Source organism: Halorarius litoreus (assembly GCF_024362405.1).
In the GTDB taxonomy this organism is placed as follows: Archaea; Halobacteriota; Halobacteria; order Halobacteriales; family Haloarculaceae; genus Halorarius; species Halorarius litoreus.
Genome location: NZ_CP101454.1, coordinates 1,488,750 through 1,502,444 on the forward strand (window position 1 = coordinate 1,488,750; position 13,695 = coordinate 1,502,444).

The 13,695-nt window shown below is 68.4% G+C and carries 14 protein-coding genes and 1 tRNA gene; 7 read left to right on the forward strand and 8 right to left on the reverse strand.

The genetic code is table 11. The annotated features are described in order from the left end of the window. The first annotated feature begins 16 nt into the window (after positions 1-16). Both NL126_RS07565 and NL126_RS07570 read left to right on the forward strand, forming a co-directional pair. On the forward strand, positions 17-835 hold the full coding sequence (locus NL126_RS07565; RefSeq protein WP_255198313.1) for a hypothetical protein: 819 nt from the start codon (positions 17-19) through the stop codon (positions 833-835). 45 nt (positions 836-880) lie between these two features. After that, positions 881-1,405, forward strand: coding sequence for a GNAT family N-acetyltransferase (locus NL126_RS07570; protein ID WP_255198314.1), 525 nt, complete (start codon positions 881-883; stop codon positions 1,403-1,405). 1 nt (position 1,406) lies between these two features. On the opposite strand, the gene NL126_RS07575 is transcribed toward NL126_RS07570, so the two are convergent. The 6 genes from NL126_RS07575 to NL126_RS07600 form a co-directional block, all read right to left on the reverse strand. Beyond that, on the reverse strand, positions 1,407-3,542 hold the full coding sequence (locus tag NL126_RS07575; RefSeq protein ID WP_255198315.1) for a hypothetical protein: 2,136 nt from the start codon (positions 3,540-3,542) through the stop codon (positions 1,407-1,409). 191 nt (positions 3,543-3,733) lie between these two features. Then, positions 3,734-5,380, reverse strand: a complete 1,647-nt coding sequence (gene thsB, locus NL126_RS07580) for a thermosome subunit beta (protein WP_350355493.1) — start codon at positions 5,378-5,380, stop codon at positions 3,734-3,736. A gap of 228 nt (positions 5,381-5,608) precedes the next feature. Then, positions 5,609-6,115 (reverse strand): helix-turn-helix transcriptional regulator, encoded by a 507-nt coding sequence (locus NL126_RS07585; RefSeq protein ID WP_255198316.1) that lies wholly within the window; start codon positions 6,113-6,115, stop codon positions 5,609-5,611. Positions 6,116-6,436: 321 nt separating this feature from the next. Next, positions 6,437-6,517: transfer RNA gene (locus tag NL126_RS07590), tRNA-Ser, on the reverse strand. A gap of 83 nt (positions 6,518-6,600) precedes the next feature. Beyond that, complete coding sequence (locus NL126_RS07595; protein ID WP_255198317.1) at positions 6,601-6,789, reverse strand: DUF7981 family protein; 189 nt, start codon at positions 6,787-6,789, stop codon at positions 6,601-6,603. Next, positions 6,789-7,169, reverse strand: a complete 381-nt coding sequence (locus NL126_RS07600; RefSeq protein WP_255198318.1) for a Rid family detoxifying hydrolase — start codon at positions 7,167-7,169, stop codon at positions 6,789-6,791. The genes NL126_RS07595 and NL126_RS07600 overlap by 1 nt, the downstream gene beginning before the upstream one ends. A 259-nt stretch (positions 7,170-7,428) precedes the next feature. Here NL126_RS07600 and NL126_RS07605 point away from each other — a divergent pair, with 259 nt between their 5' ends. The 3 genes from NL126_RS07605 (at position 7,429) to NL126_RS07615 (ending at position 9,492) form a co-directional block, all read left to right on the forward strand. Beyond that, positions 7,429-8,244 (forward strand): patatin-like phospholipase family protein, encoded by an 816-nt coding sequence (locus NL126_RS07605; protein WP_255198319.1) that lies wholly within the window; start codon positions 7,429-7,431, stop codon positions 8,242-8,244. Positions 8,245-8,307: 63 nt separating this feature from the next. Next, on the forward strand, positions 8,308-8,937 hold the full coding sequence (locus NL126_RS07610; RefSeq protein ID WP_255198320.1) for a rubrerythrin family protein: 630 nt from the start codon (positions 8,308-8,310) through the stop codon (positions 8,935-8,937). Between the two features lie 105 nt (positions 8,938-9,042). Continuing rightward, the gene (locus tag NL126_RS07615) at positions 9,043-9,492 is read left to right on the forward strand and encodes a pyridoxamine 5'-phosphate oxidase family protein (RefSeq protein WP_255198321.1); all 450 of its coding nucleotides are present in this window, start codon (positions 9,043-9,045) and stop codon (positions 9,490-9,492) included. 12 nt (positions 9,493-9,504) lie between these two features. On the opposite strand, the gene NL126_RS07620 is transcribed toward NL126_RS07615, so the two are convergent. Further along, on the reverse strand, positions 9,505-10,269 hold the full coding sequence (locus NL126_RS07620; RefSeq protein ID WP_255198322.1) for a S26 family signal peptidase: 765 nt from the start codon (positions 10,267-10,269) through the stop codon (positions 9,505-9,507). 86 nt (positions 10,270-10,355) lie between these two features. Between NL126_RS07620 and NL126_RS07625 the strand changes: the two genes are divergently transcribed. Together NL126_RS07625 and NL126_RS07630 are read left to right on the forward strand one after the other, a co-directional pair. After that, positions 10,356-11,969 carry a DNA-directed DNA polymerase II small subunit gene (locus NL126_RS07625; RefSeq protein WP_255198323.1) on the forward strand — a complete coding sequence of 538 codons (1,614 nt, stop codon included), beginning with the start codon at positions 10,356-10,358 and terminating at the stop codon, positions 11,967-11,969. 74 nt (positions 11,970-12,043) lie between these two features. Continuing rightward, the gene (locus tag NL126_RS07630; protein ID WP_255198324.1) at positions 12,044-13,210 is read left to right on the forward strand and encodes a GNAT family N-acetyltransferase; all 1,167 of its coding nucleotides are present in this window, start codon (positions 12,044-12,046) and stop codon (positions 13,208-13,210) included. Between the two features lie 28 nt (positions 13,211-13,238). Here NL126_RS07630 and NL126_RS07635 read toward each other — a convergent pair whose 3' ends face one another. Continuing rightward, positions 13,239-13,655 carry a DUF7344 domain-containing protein gene (locus NL126_RS07635; RefSeq protein ID WP_255198325.1) on the reverse strand — a complete coding sequence of 139 codons (417 nt, stop codon included), beginning with the start codon at positions 13,653-13,655 and terminating at the stop codon, positions 13,239-13,241. Between the last annotated feature and the right edge of the window lie 40 nt (positions 13,656-13,695).

The window sequence follows — 13,695 nt, forward strand, 5'->3', positions numbered from 1 at the left end:
CTCCCGTCACCCGAGTATGCGCGCCGCGCTCGGGCTGTGCCTCCTGCTCTTACTCGCGGGGTGTAACGCCACGGCGCCGGAGACGCCGACCCCGGAGACGACGGCCGCGCCGGTGCCCGGCGCCCCGGACGACTACCCGCCGGGCATCGACGCGAGCGGCGTCGTCGACCCGGTCGCGCTCGCGAACGCGCACGGCGCCGCCACGGGCCGCCGCTACGTCGTCGTCTCGAACTACACCGTCCAGTATCCGAACGGAACGCTCCGGTCGTCGGTCAGCCAGCGGTCGCGGGTGACAGCCGTCGAGTGGACCGCGACCGTCTCGGTCGGTGGCCGCCGACCCGGTGTCATCAGCAACACGCCCGCGACGGCGACGTTCTACTCCGACGGCCGGCTGCTCGTCGAGCGCATCCGCCGCGGGAACGAGACGAAGTATCTCTACATCCCACCACCGGAGTACAACGGCGGCAACGGCTTCTACAACTCGTTGCGGCGCCCGGTCCCGTACCGCGACCCGTGGGCGCTCACCGCCTCGCTCGACACCCGAACCCTCGGGGTCGACAACGGCTCTGCGGTCGTCGCCGCCGACGGTATCGCCGACCGGAGCCTGTTCACCGCCGTCGTCGACGTCGGTGACCCCGCGAACGTCTCCTACCGGGCGACCGTCGCCTCCACGGGCCTGCTGCGCGACCAGCGGCTCACCTACGAGGGCGAACTGTTCGACGGGCCCGTCCGCGTCACGCGCACCATCAGCTACCGGCGGCTCGACGGGGGCGTCCAGCGACCGCCGTGGTTCGAGACGGCCAAGGTCCAGTCGGTTCGGAACGGCACGGTGTGACACACGACAGCGAGACTGAAGTACGTGTATCGCCCTCTCTCAGCTATGCCCGGGCCCGTGTTCCTCGCCGGCGAGACGGTCGACCTCCACCCTATCGAGGAAGAGGACCTCCCGTTCGTCCAGCGGCTCATCAACGACGAGCGGGTCCGCACGACCCTCGCCGCCTACGCCCCGAAGAACCGCCTGCAGGAGCAGGCGTGGCTCGAATCCCACGACGACGACAACGTCCGGCTCCTCGTGTGCGTCGACGGCGACCTCGTCGGCACTATCGGCCTCAAACCCCCGAACGAGGTGTGGGGAACCGTCGAGATCGGCTACATGATCGACCCCGACCGCTGGGGCAACGGCTACGCGACGGAGGCCGTCCGACTCGCCTGCGGCTACGCGTTCCGCGAGCGCCGCCTGAACAAGGTGTACGCGACGGTGTACGCGGTGAACCCTGCCTCGGCGCGCGTCCTCGAGAAGGTCGGCTTCCAGCAGGAAGGCACCCTCCGCCAGCACGCGTTCGTCGACGGCGAGTACGTCGACATCCACTACTACGGACTGCTCGCCGAGGAGTTCGAGCCGTAGCTCAGAGCTTCTCCGCGTTCAGCGCCTGGTCGGTCCGTGTCCGTGCCTGCTGCAGCCGTCGGTCCGTGGCGCGAGCGATGGAGTCCGGCAGGTCTGCCTGTGCCTCGGCGAGCCGGCTGCTGACGCGGTCGAGCCGGCTCGACACCGTCTGGAGGCTCTCGTCGGCGCGACCGCGGTCGCCCACCTCGGCTCGTTCTGCCGCCCGTCTGGCCGCTTCGGCGACCGCCGCGAGCGCGCGTGCCAGCCCCTCGACGGGGCCTGTCTGGGTGTCGGCGCTTCTGTCCGTCCGGTTCCCATCCTGGCCGGTAGCGTCGGTTCCGTCCGTTCCGCCGGTGTCGTCGGGCGTGAGCACCGATTCGAGCCCGGCTGCCGTGGTCACGTCGTCGCTGGTCTCCGTCGCGATGTCCGCCAGGAACGTCGCGAGCGAGGCCTTCCCGGTGTTCGGTTCCGTGATTCGAACGTCCGATGCGTCGGCTGCCGGGTTCACCCGGAACGCGCCGACTTCGCCGTCGCTGTCTCGGACTTCGGTGGTGTACGCCCCGCCACGGTGGACGTACACCGCGTCCGGTCCCGACAGGGGGGCGTCGTACAGTCGGCCGCCGAAGTCGTCGTCGATGGCGAGCCGCGTCAACTCGGCGTCCGTCCCGTCGGCGTCGACCTCGAGCTTCGTGGCGTTCTCGCGAGCCGTGAGGGGAATCTCCCCCTCGACGCCCGCCACGGTCGGTCCCTCACCGCCGACGGAGACGGGTTCGCTGTGGGGGGCCAGCCCCGCGCCGTTGACCGTCAGCCGGTGGTCGCCCTCGGCTGCATCCGTGACGGCGACGACGCCCCCGAACGTCGGGACGGCGGTCGGCTCGCTCTCCAGCAGCGCGACCGACTCGACCGTCGGCTCCGTGGTCGTCACGCCGGCCCCGTCCGGGGCGTCGTCGTCGGTGACCGTCTCCGAGATCCCCGCGAGCACCGCGTTGACGGGGGAGGGCTGGCCGATGGCGTCGTATCGGTCGGCGAGTTCGCTCCGGTGGCGCGGGTCCGTGATGTCGGCCGCCGGGTTCTCGTACCGGGGCTGCTTCCACGGCGTCCCCGCCGTGGAGATGTGGCTGGCGATGGCGTCCTCGGCGAACTGCGGGACCGCGAACTCGAAACTGAGCTGTGGCCCGGTGAACGCGGCGATGTCCTCGACCTCGGCCGTCGACACGAGGTCGTACTCGACGTCCGCCGACTCGGCACTGCTCGCGTGGCCGAACGTCGTCCCGGTCGACCGGGGCGGGAGGTCCTCGGGTGGCGAGGTGAGCGCGTCCAGCGACCGTATCGTCAGCGTGTCGGGCAGAAGGTCCGCCCGCGACACCGACGGCAGCCGGTCGTCCTCGTAGACGGGCTTCCCGTCGAGTTCGGGGACGAGGAACGGAAGCAGGCCCCCTTCGTCCCGGGGGAGGCCGTAGGCGATGGGCGTGTCGGCGAGCGACTCGAGTCCCTCCAGCGTGCCGTTGGTGATGTCCGCGACGCTGTTTTCGACGGGGAGGCGCTGGAACCGGTCGGCCACGTCGTTGAGCGACAGCGCACTCGAGTGCGAGCCGAGCTCCGAGAGGATTCGGGGCGTCGTCTCGGGGTCTGGGTCGAGGAACTCGTTGTTCGGCACGCGCGTCGAGTGCGAGCTCGCGACGTACAGCTGGGGGTCGCCGCTGTCGGTGTCGACGAACACGTGGAGCACCTCCCAGTCGTGCCAGTGGAAGTTCGTCGTGAACTGGTCGAACACCGAGTAGAACCAGTACTGGACGACCGAGAGCGGCGAGTCCTGGTACGAGACCACGTTGTAGAACACGCGGGGGTCCGGTGGCCCGTCACCCGCCGTCGTGCGCTCGGTGTAGCCGTTCAGCGCGTCGAAGCCGTCGACGACCCGCTCGCCGTCGCGGTCGCTCGCGTACGGGCGCGGGTCCGTCGGGAACCACCGTTCGTCCGTATCGAAGTACAGCGTCGGGGCGAACTGCACTGCCAGCTCTCTCGCCTCGTCGTCGTCCACCTCGGTCGTCTCCGCGTCGTCGCCCCGCTGGAGGGCCTCACACCCGGATAGGGAGGCGGCGACCGCCAGTGCGCCCAGCACCGACCGGCGGCTGACGCTGCGACCTGACTCATCCGCCACGGCCGTCACCTCTTCGGAAGGCTGCGCGCGGGAACCTGCACATACCCGGAGTTGCGCTTCGCGGTCGAAATGTCTTCGGGCCAGCGAGGGGGCCAGCCGACAGACGCACCGGGCGGTCGACGAAGCGGTCGCTCTCGGAGATCGCGTGCCGAAAAATCGGTGTCGTGAGGTGGTGGTTGCCTACCGGGCGTCTACATCATGCCGCCCATGCCGCCCATGCCGCCCATGCCGCCCATGCCGCCCATGCCACCGCCGGGGGCACCGCCTTCGTCCTCTTCGCCCTCGGTGGAGAGGTCACCGGCGGCGATGATGTCGTCGATCTTCAGGACGAGGTTCGCGGCCTCCGTCGCAGACGAGAGCGCCTGCTCCTTGGCGTGTGCGGGCTCGACGACGCCGGCGTCGAACGTGTCGACGACGTCGCCGGTGAACACGTTGAGCCCGGCGCGGGTCTGACCGTCGGCGTGTGCGGCGCGCAGGTCGACGAGCGTGTCGATGGCATCGAGCCCGGAGTTCTCCGCGAGGACGCGCGGGATGAGCTCGAGCGAGTCGGCGAACGCCTCGACGGCGAGCTGCTCGCGGCCCTCGACGCCGTCCGCGTAGTCGCGGAGGCGCTTGGCGAGTTCGACCTCGATGGCACCGCCGCCGGCGAGGACGCGGCCGTCGGAGATGGTGGAGGCGACGACGTCGAGGGCGTCGCCCACACCGCGCTCGAGTTCGTCGACGACGTGCTCGGTGGAGCCGCGCAGCAGGAGCGTGACGCCGTGGGCGTCGTCACCGGTGACGTAGAACAGCTCGTCGGCGTCGTCGCGCTCGATGTCCGCGGTGCCGAGCGCGTCGGCGTCGATGTCGTCGAGGTCCGAGACGATGTCCGCCCCGGTGACCTCCTTCAGGAACTTGATGTCGGACTTCTTGACCCGGCGCACGGCCAGGATGCCCTTCTTCGCGAGGTAGTGCTGGGCCATGTCGTCGATGCCCTTCTGGCAGAAGACGACGTCCGCGCCCGAGGCCTCGATGGCGTCGACCTTCGCGCGGAGCTCCTCCTCCTCGCTGTCGAGGAACGCCTGGAGCTGGTCCGGCGAGTCGAGCTGGATCTCGGCGTCGACGTCGGTCTCGTCGAGCTCGATGGGCTCGTTCGTGAGCAGGACCTTCGCGTCCTCGATGTCGACCGGCATGTCGTCGTGGACGGGGTCCTTGTCGATGACCGCGCCGTTGAGCAGCTCGGACTCACCGGCGGAGCGACCGGTCTGCGTCTCGATGTTGATGAAGTCGAGGTCGACGATGTTCGAGCCGTCGTCGGCCTTGACGGTGACGGCCCGGACGGCCTCGACGATGAGCTGGCCGAGCAGCTCCTTGTTGAGCTCGGCGCCCTTGCCCGTCATGGAGGTCTCGGCGACCTTCCGGACGATCTCCTCGTCGTCGGGGTCGACGCGCTCGGCGATGTTGTCGATCTCCTCGCGCGCCTTCTCGCTGGCGAGGTGGAACCCCTTGATGATGGCCGTCGGGTGGATGTCCTGCTCGAGGAGGTCCTCGGCGTTCTTCAGGAGCTCGCCCGCGATGGCGACCGCCGTGGTCGTCCCGTCGCCGGCCTCGTCCTCCTGCGTCTCCGCGACCTCGACGATCATCGAGGCCGTCGGGTTGTCGATGTCCATCTCCTGCAGGATGGTGACGCCGTCGTTCGTGACGGTGACGTCGCCCATCGAGGAGACGAGCATCTTGTCCATCCCCTTCGGGCCGAGTGTGGAGCGTACGGCCTCCGCGACCGCTCGCGCCGCCGAGATGTTGTGGCTCTGCGCGTCTTTGTCCTTCATCCGCTGGGAGTCCTCGCCGAGAATGATCATCGGCTGACCCCGCATTCGCTGCTGGCTCATAGTCAGCCGAATCTTTGCTTACGGTTCTATATAAACGCGACGAAACTGCGTCGAATCGCCGCGCGTCGACGACGCGCTTCGACCGGCGAGAAACGGGTGAGGGGAGTGGGAAGGCGTGAGAAATCTGCGACTGGTGTGGTACTAAGTGTCGCACAAAATCGTCGGTTCGAACGAGGGTTTATATGTCGAACGTGTCGTTCAGAACTCGTCCGCCGCCGCGTAGAGGAACGCCCCGAGTGCGAGGTGCTGCTGTGCGGCTGCGACCGTCATCGACGCCGCGCGTTCGGGGTCCTCGATTCGGTACTCTTTCGACCGGACGAGTTCGAACATCTCCAGCATGCCCTCGGCGTTCATCTCGTGGAGTTTGGGGTAGACCGACCCCGGACTCAGCTCGCTGTCGAACTGGTCCGCGAGGTCGGCCATCAGCGTCTTCCCGTTCGCGTTGTGCGACCGCATCGCGATGAGGGCGACGAGGAACTCGTCGAGGTTCGCCTTCACGAGCGTCTCGTCGAACTCGAACTCGGAATCCAGAGACAGCGCCTCGAACACCGCGTCCAGCAGCACCTCGGCGCTCTGTTCTGCCGGCTCGTCGTCGTGGGTGCGTCCCCGCCCTGTCTCGAGTTCACCGAACAGCCGAGTGAGCCGCTCGTCCATCTCCGGACGAGTCGGTGTGCTGCTCAGTGAGATTGAACTGCCTTCGGTCATGTTTCGGCATTGTCGAGGCACGTCATAAACCCGAATCAGCGTGTTCGATTCGTGAGAACGGTCCCGTCGTTCTCCTGTCGAGCCGTCGACTGGCTCGACGCTCGCGTTGTGGCGAGCACACGCTCCGCGGTGCTCGCTGTGTTGCTCGCGTTAGAAGCGCCGGGACAGGGATTTGAACCGGACTCAGACGTTCCTGCTCGCTCGCGCTGCTCGCTGCGCGGGCTGCGACTGATAGGGTTCAAATCCTGACTGTACGCTTCGACGCTCGCGTTGTTGCGAGCACACGCTTCGCGGTGCTCGCTGTGTTGCTCGCGTTAGAAGCGCCGGGACAGGGATTTGAACCCTGGATCCCTGAGGGAACACGCTTTCCAGGCGTGCGCCTTACCACTCGGCCATCCCGGCTACACGCCTACCTATCCCAGTCGGCCGTTAAAGCGTTTCGAGACGCGCTGGCTCCGAGCCGGGCGTCGACGGCGTCCGACTACCTACGGCAGATAGGCGTCGACAGCGTACGACAGCCCGGTCGTGACCACACCGACGCCGACCATCACCAGCAGCGTGGCGAGGAAGCCGATGCCGCCGCCCGTAAACAGTTGATACGCCTGTGCCATGGCGCCGAACAGCAGCGCTCCGATGATGCCCCAGAGCAGACTCGCTCTGACGGCCGGCTCCATCACTCGACGCTGGCGATGGCTTCGATCTCGACGCCGACGCCCTTCGGGAGCGCGCCGGCCTGCACCGCCGACCGCGCCGGCGGCTCCTCGTCGAAGTACGTCGCGTACGTCTCGTTCATCTCGTCGAAGTCGTCGATGTCCCGGAGGAACACCGTCACCTTCAGCACGTCACTCATCTCGGCCCCCGCCTCCGCGAGCACGGCCTGCAGGTTCGAGAGCGCGAGCTCCGTCTGCTCCGCGATGGGGGCGTCGGCTTTCAGTTCGCCGTCGGGGGTGAGCGGAATCTGCCCGGCCGTGAACACGACAGAGCCGTTCGTCGTCGCCTGACTGTACGCGCCGACCGCCGCGGGCGCGTCGTCGGTACTGATGATTTCCTTCATGCTCTGCTCTCTGACCGGGGGGCACAAAACTTCCCGGGGCGTGTCACCGTCGCGCCGCACCCCAGCGGACTCTTGGTGGGGGCGGCTGTCTCCCCTAGTATGACGCGTCACGTCGCCGTCGCCTGTCAGGGTGGGGGAGCCACACCGCGTTCACCGCGGGCGTGCTCGCCGAGGTCGTCCCCGCGGTCGCGCTCCCCGCGGTCGCGCGCGCGACCCCGACAGCCGCCTCGTCGGCCTCTCCGGCACCTCCGGGGGCGCGATGTCCGCGGTGACCGCGTGGTACGCGCTCCTCGACGGAGGCCCCGACGCGGTCTCCGGGGCACTCGACTCGCTGTGGGCCGACCTCGCCGCCAGGGAGCCGCTCGACCGGCTCGGCAACGACTGGCTCGTCGGGGCGGTCCGTCTCGCCAACACCGGCTTCCCGACGCCGGACGTGAGTCCGTATCTCTCGCCGTCGGCCCGCTACGGCCAGCAACAGCTCCGCGAGACGCTGGAGCGACACGTCGACTTCAGCCGTGTCCCAGGGCTGTTCGACCGCGACTGCCCCGACCTCATCGTCGGGACCGTCGACGTCGAGGGCGGCGTCTTCGAGTCGTTCCGGAACGAGGCCATCACTTGTGACGTGCTGCTCGCCTCCGCGGCTGTTCCCGAGCTGTTTCCCGCGGTGCGGATGAACGGCCACGCCCACTGGGACGGACTGTTCTCGCAGAACCCACCCATCCACGAACTGTTCGCCGACGACCCCAAACCCGACGAGCTGTGGGTCGTCCAGATCAACCCGCAGACCATCGACGCGGAGCCGAAATCGCTGACGGAGATCGCCGACCGCCGGAACGAGCTCGCGGGAAACATCTCGCTGAACCAGGAGCTCCGGTTCGTCGAGACCGTCAACGACTGGATCGACGCGGGGCATCTTCCTACCGACGAGTACAGTCACACCGAGATTCGGCGGGTTCAGCTTCGCCGTCGGTTCAGCGCCGCCTCGAAGCTCGACCGCCGCCCGGCGTTCGTCGAGGAACTGCTGGCGGGCGGCCACGAGCGCGGTCGCGACCTCCTCGACGATGCGTGGCTGTGACGTCGCCGCCAGCCGTCTGTCGCGGTCGCAGGCTACAAGCCCCGCCTGACCCTACACCAGGGCATGACTCCCGAGGAGTTCCTCGACGCCGTCCGCACCGAGAACAAGACCGCCCTCTCGCGGCTCGGCTCGTCGAAGTCGCTGTACGCCGACACGCAGGGCGAGATGGAGGCCGACGCCGTCCTCACCGCCGCGGCCGACGCCGAGTACGCCGCCTACGAGACGTTCGACGCGTGGGCCGACGACACCGACGACGCCGAGGCGGCCGAGGTGTTCGCCGCGACCGCCGCCGAGGAGCAGGACCACTACGAGCGGGTCGCGAGCAAGCTCGACGCCCACGAGCCGAGCGACGAGGTGCCGGCCATTCAGCGGCGGCTCCGCGAGTTCGACACCACGCTCGAACGTCTCGGTGGGCTCGTCGGTCGGACCGTCGCCGCCGGGAAGTCGAAAGACCAGCTGACGGGGTTCTTCGTCGGGCAGGCCGACCCGAAGACCGCCCAGCTGTTCCGCGAGGTCGGTGGCGACCTCGACGGCCAGCTCGACCGCGCGACCGAGGCGCTCGCGGCCCACTGCGAGGACGAGACCGACTGGCAGACGGCGCTCGACGCCGCGACGGCGGCGATTCAGGCCGCCTACGAGGAGTACACCGAGCGGCTGGAGTCGATGGGCGTCAACCCGAAACCGGTCTGCTAACGCACTTTTTGCACTTCACTCGGCTCGCCTCAGGCTGAGTCGCTTCGCTCCCCCAGTCCTGGCCCGAGCGTGGCTTTATCCTCTCAGCCCGTCTACACGCTCGGTATGTTCGACGTAGTGGGAGCCTCGATGGTCGAGGAGGAGACGGAGGCAGTGCTCGCCGCACACGGTCACGGCGTGCTCGCGCTCGCGCGGGACGACGAGGCGTACGGGGTGCCGGTTTCCTACGGGTACGACGAGGCCGAGAACCGAGTCGTCTTCCAGTTCTTTTACGACCGCGAGAGCAAGAAGCGCGAGTTCGTCGAGCACGGCGGCACCGTCACGCTAACCGTCACCGACTGGGCGAGCGCCGACGACTGGCGGAGCGCCATCGTCACCGGCGAACTCCAGCGCGTGCCCGACAGCGAGGTGTCAGACCGGCTCGCCGCGGTGTTCTTCGAGCAGGCCGAACACGCCGCCCCTGCGGCCCGACGAAGCACCCGCACGTCGCTCACGCGCGAGTGGTATCAGCTCCCGACCGACGACCTCACCGGGCGGACATCGACGGCCGAGTGAGACGCGAGCGCGTCACGCCGGCACGGCCGTCCGGTTCCCCGTGTCCGAAGCCGACTCGAGCCATCGGGGCGCCGGGTCGACCGCTAACTGGCCGCCGTCGGTCGGTGGGCCAATCGAGAGCGGGCAGGGACCCGCCGAGGCACAGAGCTTCACGAACCCGAGAACCGGCACCCTGACCTCGGCGGTGCCGACGATCCAGCCCGGCTTGACCGGCGAGGAGAGCCCGTTCACTTGGTCGTACCGCTGGTTCGTCAGCTCGTTGTCGCCCTTCGTGATGAAACCGCCGTGGGGCGCCGGACAGTTCGGAAGCTCACGACAGTTGTCGGCGCTCCCGACGTGGTCGGGGTCCGCGCGGTCGTACCAGTTCTCGCCCTCGTCGACCCAGAACCGCGCACGGTGGATGATGGGTGTCCCGGTGCGGTTGTCCGCCCGGTAGATGATGACGTCACCGGGCTCTGCGAACTTCGTGTACCCCTCCTGCTGGCCGGTCTCGTAGGTGACGACGCCCGTCTCCATGGTGGCGAACTCCGGGGAGAGGCGGTGCTCCTCCATCACGAACACGAGGTCGCCCGTCTTCATGTGGGGATGCATGCTGGAGGACTCGACGGCGACCATCGGCGGCCAGACGCCGCTGATGGCGAACAGCAGCAGGCCGACGGCGAGCACCGCCCCGACGCTCGTCAGGACCTCTCGAACCCAGACGACGGCCCCCTCCTCCGTCGTCCAGGCCCACTCGGCCCACTCGCGGAGGCCTCGCGGGCCCGAATCGTCGCTCATTATCCACCCATTCGGTGCGAGTCGTTTCAACTTTCGCTTCCACCCCGGTCCGCTACGCTTTTCTCGCGGCGTCGCCACCTCCCGCTGTGCCTCTCGAGACGCCGGCACGCATCGCGCAGGAACTCGCCAGCCACGGCTACAACGCCGAACGCGAGGCAGTCACCCTGCTCGCCGGTGCCTCGAACCCCGACGCGGCGCTCGTCGCCGCCGTCGACGCTGCCGAGCCCGACACGCTCGTCATCACCGCCGACCACGTCCGGGCCGCGCTCGACCGCAACGCGACAGCGCGAACGGGCGACACGCCCGCCGACGCCACGGCGGGCTCGGTCCCCGCGACCCCCGGGGACCCCCCTGTTTCGACTGGAACCACGACGGAGAAACAGGAAGCGGCAAGCCGGGACGCTCCAGTCGAAACGGAGGGGTCTGGGTCGGCCGGGACCGGGACGGAACCGCCGGCGCCGACAGGGTCGTTCACCCGTGACCCGGACCGCGCGAAGCGGTCGCTGTCTGTCCAGGGCGACGTCACCGGCCAGTCGACCGGGACCGGCGAGTACGACGAGTTCGTCACGGTGTTCCGCGACCGCTACGAGAAGCTCTCGAAACAGCTCCGCGGGCGGGTGAACCACCGGCCGACCGACTCGCTGCAGGCGATGCCCGGCGGCGGGGACGCCGGGCTCGTCGGCATGGTCAACGACGTGCGCTCGACCGCGAACGGGCACTGGCTCATCGAACTGGAGGACACGAAGGGCGTGTTCCCCTGTCTCGTCATGAAAGACCGGCCCATCGCGGACCTCGTCGACCAGCTCCTCCTGGACGAGGTCATCGCCGTCGACGGGACCCTCTCGGACGACGGCGGCATCATCTTCGTCGATTCGCTGCACTTCCCCGACATCCCGCGGACGTACTCGCCGAACACCGCCGACCGGCACGTGCAGGCCGCGCTCATCTCCGACGTCCACGTCGGCTCCCAGGAGTTCATGGCCGACGCGTGGCACCGCTTCACCGACTGGCTCCACACCGAGGAAGCCGAACACGTCGAGTATCTGCTCATCGCCGGCGACATGGTCGAAGGCGTCGGCATCTACCCGAACCAGGACGAGGAGCTCGACATCATCGACATCTACGACCAGTACGAGGCGTTCTCGGAGTACCTGAAGGAGGTGCCCGGCGACATGGAGATACAGATGATTCCGGGCAACCACGACGCCGTCCGGCTCGCCGAACCCCAGCCGGGGTTCGACGAGGAGCTCCGCGACATCATGAGCGCCCACGACGCCAACATCACGGGCAATCCGTCGCTGGTGACCGTCGAGGGCGTGAAGATACTCATGTACCACGGCGTCTCGCTCGACGAGGTCATCGCCGAGCTCCCCGAAGACCAGGCGAGCTACGACGAGCCGCACAAGGCGATGTTCCAGCTGCTGAAGAAGCGGCACGTCGCCCCGCAGTACGGCGGCAAGACCCGCCTCGCTCCCGAAGAGAAGGACTATCTCGTCATGGAGGAGGTGCCCGACGTGTTCCACACGGGCCACGTCCACAAGCTCGGGTGGGGCCAGTATCGGAAGGTCATCGCGGTCAACTCCGGCTGCTGGCAGGCGCAGACCGACTTCCAGAAGTCCGTCAACATCGACCCCGACGCCGGGTACGCCCCCATCCTCGACCTCGACACGCTCCAGATGACCGTCCGGAAGTTCAGCTGATCCGAGCCCCCGGTAGGAGCTCCCTATTGGTCTGCAATCTGTTAGTAATGTGAACATTATCTAATGTCTGACCGGTGAGCTACTGGGCAATGATGGGCCATGTAACTGGGTCCCATCGGACGAGTACGCATCGTCCGACGTACACCTTCCGTCGTTTCACGCCCGAAGACACGCCCGGGTTCCTCGACCTCTACGAGACCGTCTGGGGCCGCACGCGAGACCGCGACTGGTTCAGGTGGCGGTTCGAGGCGAACCCGTATCTCGACGAGGTGCCGATGGTCGTCGCCGAATCCGACGGCGAACTCGTCGGCGCGGAGCCGTGTCTCGCTTTCCGACTGCAGGTGGGCTCGGAGCGGGTACTCGCCTTCCAGCCGGCCGACTGGATCGTCCACCCTGACCACCGTCGGCGGGGGCTGATGGGGTCGATGGCGGACGTGCTCCTCGAGCAGTATGCGACCGATGGCCCCGCGCTCTACTTCAATTTCCCCTCCCCCGCGCTCGTTCCGGGGCTCCAGCAGCTCGGCTGGCGGATGGCCTCGCGACCGTCGACCTACTACCGCGTCCAGAACCCCAGCGCGTTCGTCGAGTACAGCCGGCGGAAGTCGGGGCTGCAGTCGACCGCGACCGCGGGGCTCGCCCGGCTCTCGACGCCGCTGGCCCACGGCTACGTCGACGTGCTGGACCGCCTGTGTCACCCCGCCCCCGAGGTGACGGTCGACCGGTACGATTCGGTGCCCGTCGACCTGCTGACGGCGCTCTACGAGCGGGCCGTCCCCGACCGGATACATGTGGTCCGGGACGCTGCGTTCTACCGCTGGCGGTTCGAGAACCCCCGCTGGGAGACGACGACGTACGTGGCACGGCGCGACGGCGAGGTCGCCGCCGCCTGCGTGACCTGCGTCGAGAGCGACGGTCGCGTCCGGAAGACCACACTCCTCGACGTGTTGCCCGGTGACGGGTCTGCGGACGCTGACACGTTCACGTCCCTGCTCTGTGCCGTCGTCACCGACGCGGCGGACGTCGACCTCCTGCGGGTCGCCGCCGGCCCGATTCCGTCGTCGACGCTCCGGGCGTGCGGCTTCCTGTCGAACGAGCGGTTCCCGCTGTCTCGACTCTCGCACACGCCGCCACTGGCAGTGCGCCCGGCATCGAACTCGCCGACCGCGTGGACCTGGGGTGCCCGCGACCTCGCGGACGGGACCGAGTGGACACTCACGCTCGCTGACCTGGATATCGCGTGAGGGGTGCTCCCCTACCCCCACTAGCTGTTCAGTCTCCTCGCGACCGTTCGCGCTGTGCCGGGACGTCGATCGGTATCGGGGCCGGACTCGGATACCGACTCCAGCGTGCCAGCGGCAGCAACACCGGGTTGGACAGCGCCGTCGATGTCAGCCGGAGCTGCTCGCGGCCGTCGGTCCACTCGACGAGTCCCTTCCCGAGAAGGTTCGGCACGTGGCTGTGGCGCAACGCCGTCACGGTCTCGTCGACCCGGTCGTCGGGGACGGTCTCGGACAGTCCCCCCTCTTCGGCCGCGATGACTCGCCGGCTCAGCTCGGTCAGGGTCGCGGTCCCTCCCGAATCCGCGAGCGCGGCGAGCAGGTACCGACGACGGGTGGCCGCGAGTGTCGACATCGTCGTGTCCCAGTCGATGGTGGCCCTTCGGCTGGGTTGGGTCTCTCCCTCCATTAGACACGTGCTACTCGTTCCCACACGCAATTGAGTCTCG